This window comes from [Enterobacter] lignolyticus SCF1, assembly GCF_000164865.1.
Taxonomy (GTDB): Bacteria; Pseudomonadota; Gammaproteobacteria; order Enterobacterales; family Enterobacteriaceae; genus Enterobacter_B; species Enterobacter_B lignolyticus.
On sequence record NC_014618.1, the window covers coordinates 4,463,503 to 4,482,470 of the forward strand.

The following is an 18,968-nucleotide window of genomic DNA, read 5'->3' on the forward strand; positions in this document are numbered from 1 at the left end:
ATTGCATGGAGCAATGATGGAACTACTTTTATTGAGTAACTCAACGCTGCCGGGTAAAGGCTGGATGGAACACGCCCTGCCGCTGATTGCCGGGCAGTTGAACGGCCGCCGTTCCGCCGTCTTTATTCCGTTTGCCGGCGTCACGCAAACCTGGGACGACTACACCGCAAAAACGGCGGCGATCTTTACGCCAATGGGCGTCCATGTCACAGGCATTCATACGGTTGCCGATCCGGCGGCCGCCGTTGCCAGTGCCGATGTGGTGATTGTCGGCGGGGGCAACACCTTCCAGCTGTTGAAAGAGTGCCGGACTCGCGGCCTGCTGACGCCGATTGTCGATGCGGTCAAACGCGGCGCGCTGTACATCGGCTGGAGCGCAGGCTCCAACCTCGCCTGCCCGACCATCCGTACCACCAACGACATGCCGATTGTCGATCCGCAGGGCTTTGATGCGCTGGGCCTGTTCCCCCTGCAGATTAACCCGCACTTCACTAACGCCTTGCCGGAAGGCCACAAAGGCGAAACGCGCGAACAGCGTATTCGCGAGCTGTTGGTCGTGGCGCCGGAGCTGACGGTGATTGGTCTGCCGGAAGGTAACTGGATCACGGTCAGCAAAGGCCAGGCCGTGCTCGGAGGGCCGAACACGACTTACGTGTTCAGAGCCGGTGAAGAGGCGCTTCCCCTTGAGGAAGGTCACCGCTTTTAAGCCGCATCGTGTGAAGCGCCCGAGGCGCTGCATTTACCCGGCCTGCCGCTTATGCAGGCCGGATAAGGCGTTTACGCCGCCTTTCGTCAATAATCATCCCTGTCGTCGTCTTCGTCCGGCTGCTCCATTACGCTGTAGGCGACCGCGCAGAACAGGGAATTAAGACGCTTCATGTCGCCCAGCAGCCCGAGGTGCAGCGAGCTGGTTTCAATGCTCTGCACGTTCTGCTGGTGCAGCCGGTCAACGTGGGCGTGGGAGTAGCGACGGTTCATGATGCGAAAACGGTGCTTATTGCGGCGCAACCGGCGGGCGCTGGTCACGTCGCCGGAGAAGAACACCGACATGGCCAGCTGCAGGTTGCTGAGCAGCTGATCGTACAGCGCATCCAGCTCCTTCATGCCGTCCACCGAGAACGCGCGGCGCGCGGCCAGGGACTTATCGGCAATCTCGCTGCCCATACGCTCAACGATATCGGAGGCCTGCTCCAGGTTCAGCGACATTTCGATAATCTCCGCCCAGCGGCGGGACTCCTCTTCCGCCAGCTCATCTTTAGGCATCCTCGCCAGGTAGAGCTTGATCGCGGTATACAGCACGTTGATGTCGTCGGCGATTTTACGCAGCTCTTTTTCTTCGCGCGATTCGCCGTGGATGATTTTGCGCAGCCCCTCCATCATCATTTCCATCGCATCCCCAATCCGCAGCGTTTCCCGCGCGGCGTTGGCCAGCGCCAGCGTCGGCGTATCCAGCGCGGTGACGTCGAGATGCTTAGGCTTAAGCCGCGCATCAAGCTCGGGCTCATCGCGAATCATCCGCTTGCAAAAGCGCGCCATCGGCTCGGCGAACGGTACCATCGCCAGGCAGCGCAACAGGTTGTAGAACACGTGAAAATAGATAACCAGTTCGGATTTCTCCACCGGCAGCTTGCTTAAGGTATCCGCCAGGATATGCACAAACGGCAGCACAATCAGGCTGCCCACCAGCTTAAACAGCAGGCTGCCGAGCGCTACGCGCCGGGCGGCGGCGTTGGCGGCGCTGTTGTTGAGCATCGCCAGCAGCCCGGAGCCGAGGTTGGCGCCAATCACCAGACACAGCGCCACCGGAAACGAGATAACCCCCGTCGCGGTCAAGGTCGCCGTCAGCAGTACCGCGGCGAGGCTTGAATAGGTGATAACGGCGAACATCGCGCCGATCAGCGCATCCAGCATGATATCGCCGGTCAGCGAGGCGAAAATGACCTGTACGCCGTTGGCCTGCGTGATGGGATGCACGGCCTGAACGATAAGCTCGAGCGCCAGCAGAATCAGACCCAGGCCGATACCCACGCGCCCCAGCTGCCCCGCGCGGGTTTGCTTGCGGCCAAGGAAGAAAATCACGCCGATAAAAATCAGCAGCGGCGAAAGCCAAGACAAATCGAAGGTGAGCACGCGCGCCATCAGCGCGGTCCCCACGTCGGCTCCCAGCACAATCACCAGCGCAGGGGTGAGCGCGACCAGATCCTGCGCCACAAACGAGGTCACCAGCATGGTGGTGGCATTGCTGCTTTGCACCAGCGCCGTAACGCCGATCCCGGCGCAGAAGGCCAGCGGTTTTTTCTCAACGCTACTACTCAGGACCGTGCGCAGGCGGGCGCCAAAGACGCGCATCACGCCGGTACGCACAATGTGGGTCCCCCACACCAGCAGGGCGACAGCTGAAAGCAGGTGTAACAGAGTCAACACGGAGTCTTGTTCTCCTTATCGTTATTATTTTTCTGGGCTTTCCTTCCCCTCTTCAGCGGAGAAGGGGAGGAAAACGGCGTCATTCCAGTATAAGGGTTTAACGTCAACAAAGAGACAAGGCACCGCAGAGGCGCCTTGTTTGTTGTAAGAGAAAATGACAGTTATGTGACAGAGAATGGCTTAATCGGCGTCATACCCCAGGTTCGGCGCAAGCCAGCGCTCCACCTCCGACACGCTCATCCCTTTACGGAAAGCATAGTCTTCGACCTGATCGCGCTGCAGCTGCGCCACGGCAAAATATTTGCTGTCCGGATGGCTGAAGTACCAGCCGGACACCGACGCCCCCGGCCACATGGCGAAGGACTCGGTCAGCTTCATTCCGGTGTGGGTCTCCACATCCAGCAGCTGCCAGATGGTGCCCTTCTCGGTATGCTCCGGACAGGCGGGATACCCCGGCGCCGGACGAATGCCCTGATAGTTTTCGCGGATGAGTTCGTCGTTGCTCAGATTCTCGTTGGCCGCATAGCCCCACTGCACTTTACGCACGCGCTCGTGGAGATACTCGGCAAAGGCTTCCGCCAGGCGGTCGGCAATCGCTTTGACCATGATCTTGTTGTAATCATCGTGCCGCGCGTCGAACGCGTCCGCCAGCGCGTCCTCTTCCAGGCCACCGGTCACGGCGAATGCGCCGATATAGTCCGCTTTGCCGGAGAGCTTCGGCGCCACGAAATCGGCCAGGCAGTAGTTGGCGAACCCGACCTTTTCGGTCTGCTGGCGCAGGTGGCGGCTGACCGCCAGCACGTGGGTTCGGGTCTCGTCGCGGTAGATTTCGATGTCGTCGCCCACCCGGTTCGCCGGGAACAGGCCAACGACGCCGCGCGGATTCAGCGTTTTTTCGGCGCTGAGCTTATCCAGCATCTCGTTAGCATCGCGGAACAGGCGCTGCGCCTCCTCGCCGACAACCTCATCTTCCAGAATGCGCGGGTATTTGCCCGCCAGCGACCAGGTCATAAAGAACGGCGTCCAGTCGATATAGTTGCGCAGCGTTTCGATGCTGGCGCTGACCTCCTGCACGCCGAGACGGTGGGCGACCGGCGGCGTATAGCTTGCCCAGTCGAAGGCCAGATCGTTATCCCGCGCCGCCTGCAGCGTTACCGGCGGCGTGCGCGGCTTCTTACGGCCGTGCTGGATGCGGACGGTTTCGTACTCTTTGCGGGTGCGCGCGACGAAGTCGTCGCGCTGGCTGTCCGACAGCAGCGCAGCGACCACGCCCACGGTGCGCGAGGCGTTTTGCACATAGACCGTCGGTCCGCTGTAGTTCTGCTCAATCTTCACCGCAGTGTGCGCTTTGGACGTCGTCGCGCCGCCAATCAGCAGCGGGATGGTAAAGCCCTGACGCTCCATCTCTTTCGCCACGTTGACCATCTCGTCGAGCGACGGGGTAATCAGCCCGGAAAGGCCAATCAGGTCCGCATTCACCTCGCGGGCGGTTTTGAGGATTTTCTCCGTCGGCACCATCACGCCAAGATCGACAATCTCGTAGTTATTGCACTGCAGCACTACGCCGACGATATTCTTGCCGATGTCGTGCACATCGCCCTTCACCGTGGCGATCACCATCTTACCGTTGCTTTTGCCCTTTTCTTTGCTGGCTTCAATAAACGGCTCAAGATACGCCACGGCCTGCTTCATCACGCGGGCGGATTTCACCACCTGCGGCAGGAACATTTTGCCCTCGCCGAACAGGTCGCCGACCACGTTCATGCCGTCCATCAGCGGCCCTTCGATGACCTCAATCGGGCGCGCGGCCTGCTGGCGGGCCTCTTCGGTATCCTGCTCAATAAACTCGGTGATGCCTTTGACCAGCGAGTATTCGAGGCGTTTTTTCACCTCCCAGCTGCGCCATTCGGCCTGCTGGGCGTTGGCGCCGTCGTCAGATTTGCTGCCGCGGTATTTCTCCGCCAGATCCAGCATCCGCTCGGTGGCATCGTCGCGGCGGTTGAGGATCACATCCTCAACGCCGTCGCGCAGCTCGGCGGGCAGGTCGTCGTAAATCGCCAACTGCCCGGCGTTGACGATCCCCATGTCCATACCGTTACGAATGGCGTAGTAGAGGAACACCGCATGGATGGCTTCACGCACCGGGTCGTTGCCGCGAAACGAGAACGACACGTTCGACACGCCGCCGGAAATCAGCGCGTGCGGCAGCTCGCGCTTAATGTCTTCGCAGGCGCCGATAAAATCGACCGCGTAGTTGTTGTGCTCTTCGATACCGGTCGCAACGGCAAAAATGTTCGGGTCGAAGATGATGTCTTCCGGCGGGAAGCCCACCTCTTCGGTCAGAATCTGGTACGCGCGGCGGCAAATCTCAATTTTACGCTCGCGGGTATCGGCCTGGCCGACTTCATCAAAGGCCATCACCACCACCGCAGCGCCGTAGCGGCGCACCAGCTTCGCATGGTGGATAAACGGCTCAACGCCCTCTTTCATCGAGATGGAGTTGACGATGCCTTTGCCCTGGATGCACTTCAGCCCTTTTTCGATGACCTCCCACTTCGAGGAGTCGATCATAATCGGTACGCGGGCGATATCCGGCTCGCCGGCGATAAGGTTAAGGAAACGCACCATCGCCGCTTCGGCGTCGAGCATCCCCTCATCCATGTTGATATCGATAATCTGCGCACCGCTCTCCACCTGCTGGCGGGCAACGTCCAGCGCTTCGCTGTACTTCTCTTCTTTAATCAGGCGCTTGAATTTCGCCGAACCGGTGACGTTGGTACGCTCGCCGACGTTCACAAACAGGCTGTCATCGCCGATGGTCAGCGGCTCAAGACCCGCAAGACGGCAGGCGACCGGGATCTCGGGCAGTTTACGCGGCGTAAGCCCTGTCACGACGCGGCTCATAGCCGCAATGTGTTCCGGGGTGGTGCCGCAGCAGCCGCCGACGATGTTCAGAAAACCGGCTTCGGCCCATTCGCGAATTTGAGCCGCCATGGTGTCGGCGTCGAGATCGTATTCGCCAAAGGCGTTCGGCAGACCGGCGTTCGGGTGCGCGGTGACATAGCAGTCGGCAATACGCGACAGCTCCTGCACATACTGGCGCAGTTCGTCCGGGCCCAGCGCGCAGTTCAGGCCGAAGGTGAGCGCGTCGGCGTGGCGCAGGGAGTTATAAAACGCCTCCGTCGTCTGGCCGGAAAGCGTACGCCCGGAGGCATCGGTAATGGTGCCGGAGATCATAATCGGCAGCTCAACGCCCAGCGCGTCAAACTCCGCTTTGACCGCAAAGATAGCGGCCTTGGCGTTGAGCGTATCGAAGACCGTTTCAATCAGGATGAGGTCCGATCCGCCCTCCACCAGCGCTTTGGTCGATTCGCGGTAGGCCGCCACCAGCTGATCGAAGGTAATGTTGCGAAACGCCGGGTCGTTCACGTCCGGAGAAATAGATGCGGTGCGGTTGGTCGGGCCGAGAACGCCTGCCACATAGCGCGGTTTGTCCGGCGTACGGGCGGTCCATTCGTCGGCGCAGGCACGCGCCAGCGTTGCCGCGGCAAAGTTGATTTCCGCCGACAGGGATTCCATCTGGTAATCCGCCATGGCGATGGGGGTCGAGTTGAAGGTGTTGGTTTCGATGATATCCGCACCCGCCTCAAAATAGGCGTTGTGGATAGCGCTAATCACCTCCGGCTTGCTGAGCACCAACAGGTCGTTGTTGCCTTTCAGATCGCAGGGCCAGTCCGCAAAGCGCGCGCCGCGGAAATCCTCTTCAGTCAGACGGTAGCTCTGGATCATGGTGCCCATGCCCCCGTCCAGAACCAAAATTCGCTCTTTTAACTGCGCATGCAGTTGTTCTGTTTTGCTGCTCACACGTGCTCCCGACAACGCTCAACCAGGCCAAAAGGCTGCGGTTCATACTGGCACAAACTGGCGGGGGGGAAAAGTCACACAGCGGTAACATGAGACATGTTCATTTTCACTCCTCCGATCAGTCTTAATAACGGTTGCAAAACCACCAAATAAAACGAAAATGATTTCCACGATACAGAAAAGGAGTCAGCCATGGTTGCTACCGTTCCCGCTAAACGCGGCAGAAAACCGGCCCCCGCCGCCGCTCAACAGGGCGGGCAAGTTCAGTCGCTGACCCGCGGATTAAAACTGCTGGAATGGATCGCCGAGTCCCACGGCAGCGTCGCGCTGACGGAGCTGGCTCAGCAGGCCGGGCTGCCGAACTCCACCACCCACCGTCTGCTGACGACCATGCAGCAGCTGGGCTTCGTGCGCCAGGTCGGCGAGCTGGGCCACTGGACGGTCGGCGCTCATGCGTTTATCGTCGGCAGCAGCTTCCTGCAAAGCCGCAACCTGCTGGCCATCGTCCACCCGATCCTGCGCAAGCTGATGGAAGATTCCGGCGAGACGGTAAACCTCGCGGTACTCGACCAGAGCGATCATCAGGCGATCATTATCGACCAGGTACAGTGTACGCAGCTGATGCGCATGTCTGCGCCGATTGGCGGCAAGCTGCCGATGCACGCCTCCGGGGCGGGGAAAGCGTTTCTATCGCAGCTGAGCGAGGAGCAGGTGACGGGACTGCTGCACCGCAAAGGCCTGCACGCCTATACCCACGCCACGCTGGTGTCGCCGGTGCATTTGAAAGAAGACCTGGCCCTGACGCGCAAGCGCGGCTATTCCTTCGATGATGAAGAGCACGCCCTTGGCCTGCGCTGCATCGCGGCCTGCATTTTTGACGAACACCGCGAGCCGTTTGCCGCCATTTCCATTTCCGGCCCCATTTCGCGGATGACCGACGACCGGGTGACGGAGCTGGGTGCGCTGGTGATTAAGGCGGCGAAAGAGGTCACGCTGGCGTACGGCGGGATCCGTTAAGATTGTGAGCGGCCTGTGCCCTCACCCCGGCCCTCTCCCACAGGGAGAGGGAGAGGAGAGAATCTGATGCAAAACCTCTGCTTGCGTCGATAGGCGTACACATCCTCTACATACCCGTTCTTGATCCGCGTCTGCAGCCCGCGCCAGTACTCTGCGCGAAACAGGTCGGCGTGCATCTCTTCAAACAGCGGCCCAATGCGCGGATCGGCGCACAGCCAGTGGCGAAACTCTTCCGGGAAAACGTCGCCGGGCGACACGCTGTACCACGGTTCGCCGGACAGTTCATCTTCCGGGTAACGCGCAGGCGGAATATCGCGGAAATTCACCTCGGTCATATAGCAAATTTCGTCGTAGTCGTAGAACACCACCCGCCCGTGCCGGGTGACGCCAAAGTTTTTAAACAGCATATCGCCGGGAAAGATGTTGGCGGCGGCGAGCTGACGGATGGCGTTACCGTACTCTTCAATCGCATCCCGTAAGGCCTGGCCGTCTGCCTGTTCCAGCCAGATATTGAGCGGCACCATCCGGCGCTCGATGTAGAGGTGGCTGATCGCGATTTTGTCCCCAAGATCGCTGATTTTTCCCGGCGCTTCCTGCAGCAATAGCTCCATTAGCGCCGGATCGATCTGCTGCTTATCCAGCACAAAGTTTTCGAACTCCTGGGTATCCGCCATGCGCCCGACGCGATCGTGTTCTTTCACCAGCTGATAGCAGGCGCGAACGTGAGCAGCGGTCATCTCTTTTTGCGGCGCAAATTTATCTTTAATCACCTTAAATACCCGGTCAAAGCCCGGCAGGGTGAAGACCAGCATCACCATGCCGCGAATACCCGGCGCTTCGATAAACTGCTCATCTGCGCTGGCGATATAGTGCAGATATTCCCGGTAGCTTTCGGTTTTGGCATGCTTCTGACAGCCAATCGCCATATACAGTTCGGCGGTGGTTTTACCCGGCAGGATCTCCCGCAGCCATTCCACCAGCGCCGCAGGCAGCGGGGCATACACCATAAAATAGGAGCGGGCGAAGCCGAACACAATGCTGGCCTCCGCGCTGGTCGTCAGGCAGGTATCGACAAACAGCTCGCCGTCATCGGTACGGTGGATGGGCAACAGAAACGGGATGACGGCCGATGGCGTCACCAGTTTGCCAACCAACCAGGCGGCTTTATTACGGTAGAAAAGCTCATTGGCAACCTGCAAATGGCTGCGTCTGAGCACCTTCTCGCCGAAGGCTTCGCGAAGATGCGCGATGATGAAGCCGATATCCCGGGCTTTATTCTGCCAGGGCAAACGCAGCGGCAGGTCAGTTAGCACGCGATGCAGCAGAGTCTCCCAGCCGTGATCGGGAAAGAAATCCTTTGCCAGCGGTCGCGGAATGGTGCGAAACCGCCGCTCCGGCTGCGAGCTGAAAATAAACAACCGCTCGGGCGTCAGCGAGCGGTGGTCAAACAGCCGGCAATAGACGGAGTTGAAGAAGCTCTCCGCGATTTCGAAGCGCGGGTAGTCGGGTAATAAGTGGGTGTAATGCTCTTTAACCCGCAGCAAAAATGCCGCATCGGGGTTTTTGCCGTCGGTAATACAGCGCAGCTGCTCCACCACCAGGCCGACGTGGTGATCGTAGAGGTGAATACGCTGCTTCATGGCCTGCTGTACGGCGTGCCAGTCGGCGTGTTCAAAACGCTGCTGTGCGCCGGAAGTGACTTCCAGAAAACGACCATACTGGGCATCGAAGCCCTGCAGTATGGTTTGTGCGATCAGTAATTCAAGGCCTCGCGACATCAATTCCCCCATACCCCTCACCCCTCTCCCGTCGGGAGAGGGAGAAAACAGGTCTGTGCCAAACCATCCCCTCACCCCTCTGGGGAGAGGGGTGAGGGGGAAAACATCAGAACTGCGCTTCTTCCGTCGAACCGGTCAATGCGGTCACCGAGGAGGCGCCGCCCTGAATGATAGTGGTGACCTTATCGAAGTAGCCGGTGCCCACTTCCTGCTGGTGCGAAACGAAGGAGTACCCCTCTTTGCCCGCGGCGAACTCCGGCTGCTGCACTTTCTCAACGTAGTGCTTCATCCCTTCGCCCTGCGCATAGGCGTGCGCCAGGTCGAACATGTTGAACCACATGCTGTGAATACCGGCCAGGGTGATGAACTGGTACTTGTAGCCCATATCCGACAGCTGCTGCTGGAAGCTGGCGATGGTTTTATCGTCCAGATTTTTCTGCCAGTTGAAGGACGGCGAGCAGTTGTAGGCCAGCAGCTTGCCCGGGAATTTCGCGTGGATAGCATCAGCAAAGCGTTTCGCCAGCGCCAGATCCGGCGTGGAGGTTTCACACCACACGAGGTCAGCGTATGGCGCATACGCCAGACCGCGGCTGATCGCCTGCTCGATGCCAGCATGGGTGCGATAGAATCCTTCGCTGGTACGCTCGCCGGTAATGAACTCGCTGTCATAAGGATCGCAGTCTGAGGTAATCAGGTCAGCCGCATCCGCATCGGTACGGGCAATGACCAACGTCGGCACGCCGAGCACGTCAGCAGCCAGGCGCGCGGCAACCAGCTTCTGAATAGCCTCCTGGGTCGGCACCAGCACTTTACCGCCCATATGGCCGCATTTTTTCACCGACGCCAGCTGGTCTTCGAAGTGAACCGCCGCTGCACCGGCTTCAATCATCGATTTCATCAGCTCAAAGGCGTTCAGCACGCCGCCGAAACCCGCTTCCGCATCGGCGACGATCGGCAGGAAGTAGTCGACAAAGCGCGGATCGTTCGGCTCAATACCGGAAGACCACTGGATCTGATCGGCGCGGCGGAAGGTATTGTTGATCCGATCCACCACCGCAGGTACCGAGTTCGCCGGGTAGAGCGACTGATCCGGGTACATGCTGGACGCCAGGTTAGCGTCAGCCGCCACCTGCCAGCCGGAGAGGTAAACCGCCTCAATGCCCGCCTTCGCCTGCTGCAGCGCCTGGCCGCCGGTCAGCGCGCCGAGGCTGTTGATGTAGCCCTTTTTCGCCTCGCCGTGCAGCAGACGCCACATCTTTGCCGCGCCCATCTGCGCCAGCGTGCACTCCGGGTTCACGGAGCCGCGTAATTTCACCACTTCCTCGGCGCTGTACGGACGGCGAATGCCTTCCCAGCGCGGTTGGGTCCACTCTTTTTGCAGTTCTTCAATTTGCTGAGTACGGGTTTTCATGTGCAGATGCTCCATAGTATTAAGTGGTGGATTTACGCAAGCAGGCGATAGCCTGGCAGGGTGAGGAAGTCGATTAAGTCGTCAGAGGTGGTTATCTGCTCCATCAGGCGCGCGGCGTCGTCAAAGCGGCCGCTGCTGAAGCGGTGCTCGCCAAGCTCCTCCTGAATCACCAGCATTTCTTCGGCCAGCATCTGGCGGAACAGCGCTTTGGTCACCGGTTTACCGTTGCTCAGGGTTTTCTCGTGGTGGATCCACTGCCAGATAGAGGTACGGGAGATTTCCGCCGTCGCCGCATCCTCCATCAAACCGTAAATCGGCACACAGCCGTTGCCGGAGATCCACGCCTCGATGTACTGCACGGCGACGCGAATGTTGGCGCGCATCCCCGCTTCGGTACGCTCGCCCTCGCACGGCGCCAGCAACTGCCCGGCGGTAATCGGCGCATCGTCTTCACGGGTGACGAACAGCTGGTTTTTGTTCTCGCCCAGCACCTGGTTAAAGACCGCCATGGCGGTATCAGCCAGACCCGGATGCGCAATCCAGGTGCCGTCGTGGCCGTTATTGGCTTCCAGCGCTTTATCGGCTTTCACCTTATTCAGCACCTGGCTGTTGCGCTCAGCATCTTTGCTGGGGATAAACGCCGCCATACCCCCCATCGCGAATGCGCCGCGCCTGTGGCAGGTTTTGATCAGCAGACGCGAATAGGCGCTGAGGAACGGCTTATCCATGGTCACGACCTGCCTGTCGGGCAGGACGCGGTCGGGATGATTTTTCAGGGTTTTGATATAGCTGAAAATGTAGTCCCAGCGCCCGCAGTTCAGGCCAACGATATGGTCGCGCAGCGCATGCAGGATCTCATCCATCTGGAAAACGGCCGGCAGCGTTTCGATCAGCAGCGTCGCTTTGATCGTGCCGCGCGGCAGATTGAAGCGGTCTTCGGTATAGCTGAACACCTCGCTCCACCAGGCCGCTTCCTGCCAGGCCTGCGTTTTTGGCAGGTAGAAATAGGGGCCGCTGCCCTTCGCCAGCAACGCGTTGTAGTTGTGGAAAAAGTAGAGCGCAAAATCAAACAGGCTGCCGGGAATCGCCTCACCGCGCCAGGTAACATGTTTTTCCGGCAGATGCAGGCCGCGCACGCGGCAGACGAGGATCGCCGGGTCAGGCTGAAGCTGGTAGATTTTGCCGGATTCATTGGTGTAGCTGATGGTGCCGTTCACCGCATCGCGCAGGTTTATCTGCCCGTCGATGACTTTGCTCCAGCTCGGCGCCAGCGAATCCTCGAAATCCGCCATAAAAACTTTAACGTTGGCATTCAGCGCGTTAATCACCATTTTGCGCTCTACGGGGCCGGTAATCTCCACGCGACGGTCGAGCAGATCCTCAGGGATACCGCGGATTTTCCACTCGCCATTACGAATGGAAGCGGTTTCCGAAATAAAGTCAGGAAGTATTCCGTCATCAATATCCTGCTGCTGCTTGATACGCGCCGCCAGCAGTTTGTTGCGCTTCGGCGTAAAGCGCGTCACCAGCTCGCTCAGAAACTCAACCGCTTCGGGAGTCAAAATCTGCTGTTCCTGCTGACCAAAGGGCTGGCTGAAGGCCAGTTCTTCGATCGTTGTCGTCTGTTGTGTCATTACGCGGCTCCTCGTCGTTGATCCAAAGTCACTCCCCACGCGAACGAAGATCGTTGTGTAGTTTTCGTTCAGCAGAGTTAAGCCTACGCAATTATTTTCCAAAATCAAAAACAATTTCCATTTTTTGATAATAGATTGTGTAATTATATGATAAATAAATGATTAAATTTTGTTATAGATATGGTTTTAGATTCGGAAATAAAAAAGGCACCCGAAGGTGCCTGAAATGGAATGCTGAATCGCTTTATGCCGACGCGGGCGGGAGATTACTCCAGCGTAGGGTTCATATGGCGCAGATCGTACGGAGTGATCTGATAGACATAATAGTTGAGCCAGTTGGTAAACAGCAGGTTGCCATGGCTGCGCCAGGTTGCGCGCGGCGTGTTCTGCGGATCGTTTTTCGGGAAATAATTGTAAGGCACCTCAGGCGTCAGGCCGGCCTCAACGTCGCGGAAATATTCACTCGCCAGGGTATTGGCATCGTATTCAGGGTGACCGGTAACAAAAGCAATGCGCTTGTCTTTACTGGCAAAGAGGTAGGCATCGCCCTCTGCGGTTTCCGCCAGGATTTCAAGATCGGTGTAATCGCGGATCAGTATCGACGGGAAATCCGCATAGCGTGAATGCGGCGCAAGGAACGCATCGTCAAACCCGCGGGTCAGGAGCGCATGCGGGTGAAGGGTGTTATGTTCATAAACGCCAGAGAGCTTTTCGCTGCGGGTCTGCTTTGGAATACCGTAGAGAATGTTAAGCGCGGCCTGTACCGCCCAACAGACAAACAGCGTTGAGGTCACGTGGTCTTTCGCCCACTCCAGCACCTGTTTGATCTGCGGCCAGTAGGCGACATCGTTGAACTCCACCAGGCCCAGCGGCGCGCCGGTCACGATCAGACCATCGAAGTTTTCATGGCTGATATCGTCAAAGTTACAGTAAAAGTTGTTGAGATGTTCGGTCGGCGTGTTGCGGGATTCCCGGGCATCGATGCGCAGCAGCTGCACGTCAACCTGCAGCGGCGAGTTGGAGAGCAGGCGCAGAAACTGGTTTTCAGTTTCTATTTTTTTCGGCATCAGGTTAAGGATAAGTACCTTCAGAGGACGAATTTCCTGAGTAGTCGCGCGCGATGCCGTCATGACAAAGACGTTCTCATCACGTAAGAAATTGACGGCTGGCAGCTCGTCCTGCACCCGAATCGGCATAACCTTATTACCTCACAGCATACGTTTAAACGTTTAGACATCCAGATAGCTGACAATAACCAGAAATGAACAGAATGTCGAGTCTGCCGGAGAAAAGTGAGAAAGTTTCAAGTAGGGTCCCCACGGGAAGAGGGAGAAAATCAAAAGCAAAAAACCCCGCACCTTTCGGTACGGGGTTCTTCTAATTGATGCCTGGCAGTTCCCTACTCTCACATGGGGAGACCCCACACTACCATCGGCGCTACGGCGTTTCACTTCTGAGTTCGGCATGGGGTCAGGTGGGACCACCGCGCTAGTGCCGCCAGGCAAATTCTGTTATCTGTATCAGGCTGAAAATCGTCTCAAATCCGCCAAAACATCTTCGGCGTTGTAAGGTTAAGCCTCACGGTTCATTAGTACCGGTTAGCTCAACGCATCGCTGCGCTTACACACCCGGCCTATCAACGTCGTCGTCTTCAACGTTCCTTCAGGAGACCTAAAGTCTCAGGGAGAACTCATCTCGGGGCAAGTTTCGTGCTTAGATGCTTTCAGCACTTATCTCTTCCGCATTTAGCTACCGGGCAATGCCATTGGCATGACAACCCGAACACCAGTGATGCGTCCACTCCGGTCCTCTCGTACTAGGAGCAGCCCCCCTCAATTCTCCAGCGCCCACGGCAGATAGGGACCGAACTGTCTCACGACGTTCTAAACCCAGCTCGCGTACCACTTTAAATGGCGAACAGCCATACCCTTGGGACCTACTTCAGCCCCAGGATGTGATGAGCCGACATCGAGGTGCCAAACACCGCCGTCGATATGAACTCTTGGGCGGTATCAGCCTGTTATCCCCGGAGTACCTTTTATCCGTTGAGCGATGGCCCTTCCATTCAGAACCACCGGATCACTATGACCTGCTTTCGCACCTGCTCGCGCCGTCACGCTCGCAGTCAAGCTGGCTTATGCCATTGCACTAACCTCCTGATGTCCGACCAGGATTAGCCAACCTTCGTGCTCCTCCGTTACTCTTTGGGAGGAGACCGCCCCAGTCAAACTACCCACCAGACACTGTCCGCAACCCGGGATCACGGGTTCCACGTTAGAACATCAAACATTAAAGGGTGGTATTTCAAGGTTGGCTCCATGCAGACTGGCGTCCACACTTCAAAGCCTCCCACCTATCCTACACATCAAGGCTCAATGTTCAGTGTCAAGCTATAGTAAAGGTTCACGGGGTCTTTCCGTCTTGCCGCGGGTACACTGCATCTTCACAGCGAGTTCAATTTCACTGAGTCTCGGGTGGAGACAGCCTGGCCATCATTACGCCATTCGTGCAGGTCGGAACTTACCCGACAAGGAATTTCGCTACCTTAGGACCGTTATAGTTACGGCCGCCGTTTACCGGGGCTTCGATCAAGAGCTTCTCCTTACGGATAACCCCATCAATTAACCTTCCGGCACCGGGCAGGCGTCACACCGTATACGTCCACTTTCGTGTTTGCACAGTGCTGTGTTTTTAATAAACAGTTGCAGCCAGCTGGTATCTTCGACTGATTTCAGCTCCACCCGCAGGGGCTTCACCTACATATCAGCGTGCCTTCTCCCGAAGTTACGGCACCATTTTGCCTAGTTCCTTCACCCGAGTTCTCTCAAGCGCCTTGGTATTCTCTACCTGACCACCTGTGTCGGTTTGGGGTACGATTTCGTGTTACCTGATGCTTAGAGGCTTTTCCTGGAAGCAGGGCATCTGTCACTTCAGCACCGTAGTGCCTCGTCATCACGCCTCAGTGTTAAAGTGCTCCGGATTTGCCTGGAACACACACCTACACGCTTAAACCGGGACGACCGTCGCCCGGATGACATAGCCTTCTCCGTCCCCCCTTCGCAGTAACACCAAGTACAGGAATATTAACCTGTTTCCCATCGACTACGCCTTTCGGCCTCGCCTTAGGGGTCGACTCACCCTGCCCCGATTAACGTTGGACAGGAACCCTTGGTCTTCCGGCGAGCGGGCTTTTCACCCGCTTTATCGTTACTTATGTCAGCATTCGCACTTCTGATACCTCCAGCATGCCTCACAGCACACCTTCAACGGCTTACAGAACGCTCCCCTACCCAACAACACATAGTGTCGCTGCCGCAGCTTCGGTGCATGGTTTAGCCCCGTTACATCTTCCGCGCAGGCCGACTCGACCAGTGAGCTATTACGCTTTCTTTAAATGATGGCTGCTTCTAAGCCAACATCCTGGCTGTCTGTGCCTTCCCACATCGTTTCCCACTTAACCATGACTTTGGGACCTTAGCTGGCGGTCTGGGTTGTTTCCCTCTTCACGACGGACGTTAGCACCCGCCGTGTGTCTCCCGTGATAACATTCTTCGGTATTCGCAGTTTGCATCGGGTTGGTAAGTCGGGATGACCCCCTAGCCGAAACAGTGCTCTACCCCCGAAGATGAATTCACGAGGCGCTACCTAAATAGCTTTCGGGGAGAACCAGCTATCTCCCGGTTTGATTGGCCTTTCACCCCCAGCCACAAGTCATCCGCTAATTTTTCAACATTAGTCGGTTCGGTCCTCCAGTTAGTGTTACCCAACCTTCAACCTGCCCATGGCTAGATCACCGGGTTTCGGGTCTATACCCTGCAACTTAACGCCCAGTTAAGACTCGGTTTCCCTTCGGCTCCCCTATTCGGTTAACCTTGCTACAGAATATAAGTCGCTGACCCATTATACAAAAGGTACGCAGTCACCCCATTAAGAGGCTCCCACTGCTTGTACGTACACGGTTTCAGGTTCTTTTTCACTCCCCTCGCCGGGGTTCTTTTCGCCTTTCCCTCACGGTACTGGTTCACTATCGGTCAGTCAGGAGTATTTAGCCTTGGAGGATGGTCCCCCCATATTCAGACAGGATACCACGTGTCCCGCCCTACTCTTCGAGTTCACAGCGTGTGCATTTTCGTGTACGGGGCTGTCACCCTGTATCGCCGGACTTTCCAGACCGTTCCACTAACACACGCGCTGATTCAGACTCTGGGCTCCTCCCCGTTCGCTCGCCGCTACTGGGGGAATCTCGGTTGATTTCTTTTCCTCGGGGTACTTAGATGTTTCAGTTCCCCCGGTTCGCCTCATTAACCTATGGATTCAGTTAATGATAGTGTGTCGAAACACACTGGGTTTCCCCATTCGGACATCGCCGGGTCAAAGGTTCATATCACCTCGCCGGCGCTTTTCGCAGATTAGCACGTCCTTCATCGCCTCTGACTGCCAGGGCATCCACCGTGTACGCTTAGTCGCTTAACCTCACAACCCGAAGATGTTTCTTTCGATTCATCACCGGTTTGCGATAATTTGAGAGACTCGAACACACCATTAAAGATGTGTCGTTTCAATTTTCAGCTTGATCCAGATTTTTAAAGAGCAAATATCTCAAACGTGACTCGGAAGTCAGTTTTGAGATACTGAGGCAGGCGACTTTCACTCACACAACCAGCAAGTGGCGTCCCCTAGGGGATTCGAACCCCTGTTACCGCCGTGAAAGGGCGGTGTCCTGGGCCTCTAGACGAAGGGGACACTGAAGTCTGCTTCGGCAAGACGCCTTGCTTTTTACTTTTCATCAGACAATCTGTGTGAGCACTACAAAGGCAGGTTCTTTAAGGTAAGGAGGTGATCCAACCGCAGGTTCCCCTACGGTTACCTTGTTACGACTTCACCCCAGTCATGAATCACAAAGTGGTAAGCGCCCTCCCGAAGGTTAAGCTACCTACTTCTTTTGCAACCCACTCCCATGGTGTGACGGGCGGTGTGTACAAGGCCCGGGAACGTATTCACCGTGACATTCTGATTCACGATTACTAGCGATTCCGACTTCATGGAGTCGAGTTGCAGACTCCAATCCGGACTACGACATACTTTATGAGGTCCGCTTGCTCTCGCGAGGTCGCTTCTCTTTGTATATGCCATTGTAGCACGTGTGTAGCCCTGGTCGTAAGGGCCATGATGACTTGACGTCATCCCCACCTTCCTCCAGTTTATCACTGGCAGTCTCCTTTGAGTTCCCGGCCTAACCGCTGGCAACAAAGGATAAGGGTTGCGCTCGTTGCGGGACTTAACCCAACATTTCACAACACGAGCTGACGACAGCCATGCAGCACCTGTCTCACGGTTCCCGAAGGCACTAAGGCATCTCTGCCGAATTCCGTGGATGTCAAGACCAGGTAAGGTTCTTCGCGTTGCATCGAATTAAACCACATGCTCCACCGCTTGTGCGGGCCCCCGTCAATTCATTTGAGTTTTAACCTTGCGGCCGTACTCCCCAGGCGGTCTATTTAACGCGTTAGCTCCGGAAGCCACTCCTCAAGGGAACAACCTCCAAATAGACATCGTTTACGGCGTGGACTACCAGGGTATCTAATCCTGTTTGCTCCCCACGCTTTCGCACCTGAGCGTCAGTCTTCGTCCAGGGGGCCGCCTTCGCCACCGGTATTCCTCCAGATCTCTACGCATTTCACCGCTACACCTGGAATTCTACCCCCCTCTACGAGACTCAAGCCTGCCAGTTTCGAATGCAGTTCCCAGGTTGAGCCCGGGGATTTCACATCCGACTTGACAGACCGCCTGCGTGCGCTTTACGCCCAGTAATTCCGATTAACGCTTGCACCCTCCGTATTACCGCGGCTGCTGGCACGGAGTTAGCCGGTGCTTCTTCTGCGAGTAACGTCAATCACTGCGGTTATTAACCACAATGCCTTCCTCCTCGCTGAAAGTACTTTACAACCCGAAGGCCTTCTTCATACACGCGGCATGGCTGCATCAGGCTTGCGCCCATTGTGCAATATTCCCCACTGCTGCCTCCCGTAGGAGTCTGGACCGTGTCTCAGTTCCAGTGTGGCTGGTCATCCTCTCAGACCAGCTAGGGATCGTCGCCTAGGTGAGCCGTTACCCCACCTACTAGCTAATCCCATCTGGGCACATCTGATGGCATGAGGCCCGAAGGTCCCCCACTTTGGTCTTGCGACGTTATGCGGTATTAGCTACCGTTTCCAGTAGTTATCCCCCTCCATCAGGCAGTTTCCCAGACATTACTCACCCGTCCGCCACTCGTCACCCGAGAGCAAGCTCTCTGTGCTACCGTTCGACTTGCATGTGTTAGGCCTGCCGCCAGCGTTCAATCTGAGCCATGATCAAACTCTTCAATTTAAAAGTTTGATGCTCTTAGAATTAAACTTCGTAATGAATTACGTGTTCACTCCAGAGACTTGGTATTCATTTAGTGTCCGAGGACATTAAGAATCCATGTCACTTTGAGTGCCCACACAGATTGTCTGATAAATTGTTAAAGAGCAGTTGCGACGCGCTTCAGCGCTCTGTCGCGAGGTGGCGTATATTACGCTTTCCTCTTTCAGAGTCAACCCTGATTTTCAGGATTTTTTCTCTTCAACCGAACCGGCTGTTTGTGTGAAGTGATTCACATCCGCCGTGTCGATGGAGGCGCATTATAGGGAGTTCTCGAGCGCCTGCAATAGAAAAATTGCAGAAAAATGACTGACTGCTGCATTCCCCAGCAAAACCCCGCCTTATACCTGTTTACACACAGACTTATCCACAATGCTACGAAAAAGTGAAAATTCGCGAGCGTTGCGCAAACGTTTTCGTTAAAATGCCCTCGCT

Annotated in this window: 8 protein-coding genes, 1 tRNA gene and 3 rRNA genes; 2 read left to right on the top strand and 10 right to left on the bottom strand. The window is 56.7% G+C overall.

The genetic code is table 11. The annotated features are described in order from the left end of the window. The first annotated feature begins 16 nt into the window (after window positions 1-16). The gene (gene pepE / locus ENTCL_RS20705) at window positions 17-706 is read left to right on the top strand and encodes a dipeptidase PepE (protein ID WP_013368094.1); all 690 of its coding nucleotides are present in this window, start codon (window positions 17-19) and stop codon (window positions 704-706) included. A gap of 86 nt (window positions 707-792) precedes the next feature. On the opposite strand, the gene ENTCL_RS20710 is transcribed toward pepE, so the two are convergent. After that, a complete protein-coding gene (locus ENTCL_RS20710; RefSeq protein WP_013368095.1) occupies window positions 793-2,424 on the bottom strand; it encodes a Na/Pi cotransporter family protein in 1,632 nt (543 codons plus the stop codon). A 180-nt stretch (window positions 2,425-2,604) separates the two neighbouring features. Beyond that, entirely contained in the window at window positions 2,605-6,288 is a 3,684-nt protein-coding gene (metH, locus tag ENTCL_RS20715; protein ID WP_013368096.1) for a methionine synthase, read from the bottom strand. Window positions 6,289-6,480: 192 nt separating this feature from the next. On the opposite strand from metH, the gene iclR reads away from it, so the two are divergent. Beyond that, the gene (iclR, locus tag ENTCL_RS20720; RefSeq protein ID WP_013368097.1) at window positions 6,481-7,305 is read left to right on the top strand and encodes a glyoxylate bypass operon transcriptional repressor IclR; all 825 of its coding nucleotides are present in this window, start codon (window positions 6,481-6,483) and stop codon (window positions 7,303-7,305) included. Here the strand turns inward: iclR and aceK are convergent. The 8 genes from aceK to ENTCL_RS20760 all read right to left on the bottom strand — a co-directional run bounded on the left by aceK (window position 7,302) and on the right by ENTCL_RS20760 (window position 18,497). Then, window positions 7,302-9,083 carry a bifunctional isocitrate dehydrogenase kinase/phosphatase gene (gene aceK, locus ENTCL_RS20725; protein WP_044612031.1) on the bottom strand — a complete coding sequence of 594 codons (1,782 nt, stop codon included), beginning with the start codon at window positions 9,081-9,083 and terminating at the stop codon, window positions 7,302-7,304. The two genes, iclR and aceK, sit on opposite strands and share 4 nt — an antisense overlap. A gap of 106 nt (window positions 9,084-9,189) precedes the next feature. After that, window positions 9,190-10,494: an isocitrate lyase gene (gene aceA / locus ENTCL_RS20730; RefSeq protein WP_013368099.1), complete on the bottom strand. Its 1,305-nt coding sequence runs from the start codon at window positions 10,492-10,494 to the stop codon at window positions 9,190-9,192. Window positions 10,495-10,526: 32 nt separating this feature from the next. Further along, entirely contained in the window at window positions 10,527-12,128 is a 1,602-nt protein-coding gene (gene aceB / locus ENTCL_RS20735; protein WP_013368100.1) for a malate synthase A, read from the bottom strand. A 266-nt stretch (window positions 12,129-12,394) separates the two neighbouring features. Continuing rightward, window positions 12,395-13,324 (bottom strand): homoserine O-acetyltransferase MetA, encoded by a 930-nt coding sequence (gene metA, locus ENTCL_RS20740; protein ID WP_013368101.1) that lies wholly within the window; start codon window positions 13,322-13,324, stop codon window positions 12,395-12,397. A gap of 190 nt (window positions 13,325-13,514) precedes the next feature. Continuing rightward, window positions 13,515-13,630: ribosomal RNA gene (gene rrf / locus ENTCL_RS20745) — 5S ribosomal RNA — on the bottom strand. Window positions 13,631-13,695: 65 nt separating this feature from the next. After that, window positions 13,696-16,601: ribosomal RNA gene (locus tag ENTCL_RS20750) — 23S ribosomal RNA — on the bottom strand. Between the two features lie 194 nt (window positions 16,602-16,795). Further along, window positions 16,796-16,871 (bottom strand) — tRNA-Glu (locus ENTCL_RS20755). 86 nt (window positions 16,872-16,957) lie between these two features. Beyond that, window positions 16,958-18,497 (bottom strand): 16S ribosomal RNA (locus tag ENTCL_RS20760). The 16S, 23S and 5S rRNA genes sit together here with 1 tRNA gene alongside, the layout of an rRNA operon. Window positions 18,498-18,968 lie beyond the last annotated feature (471 nt).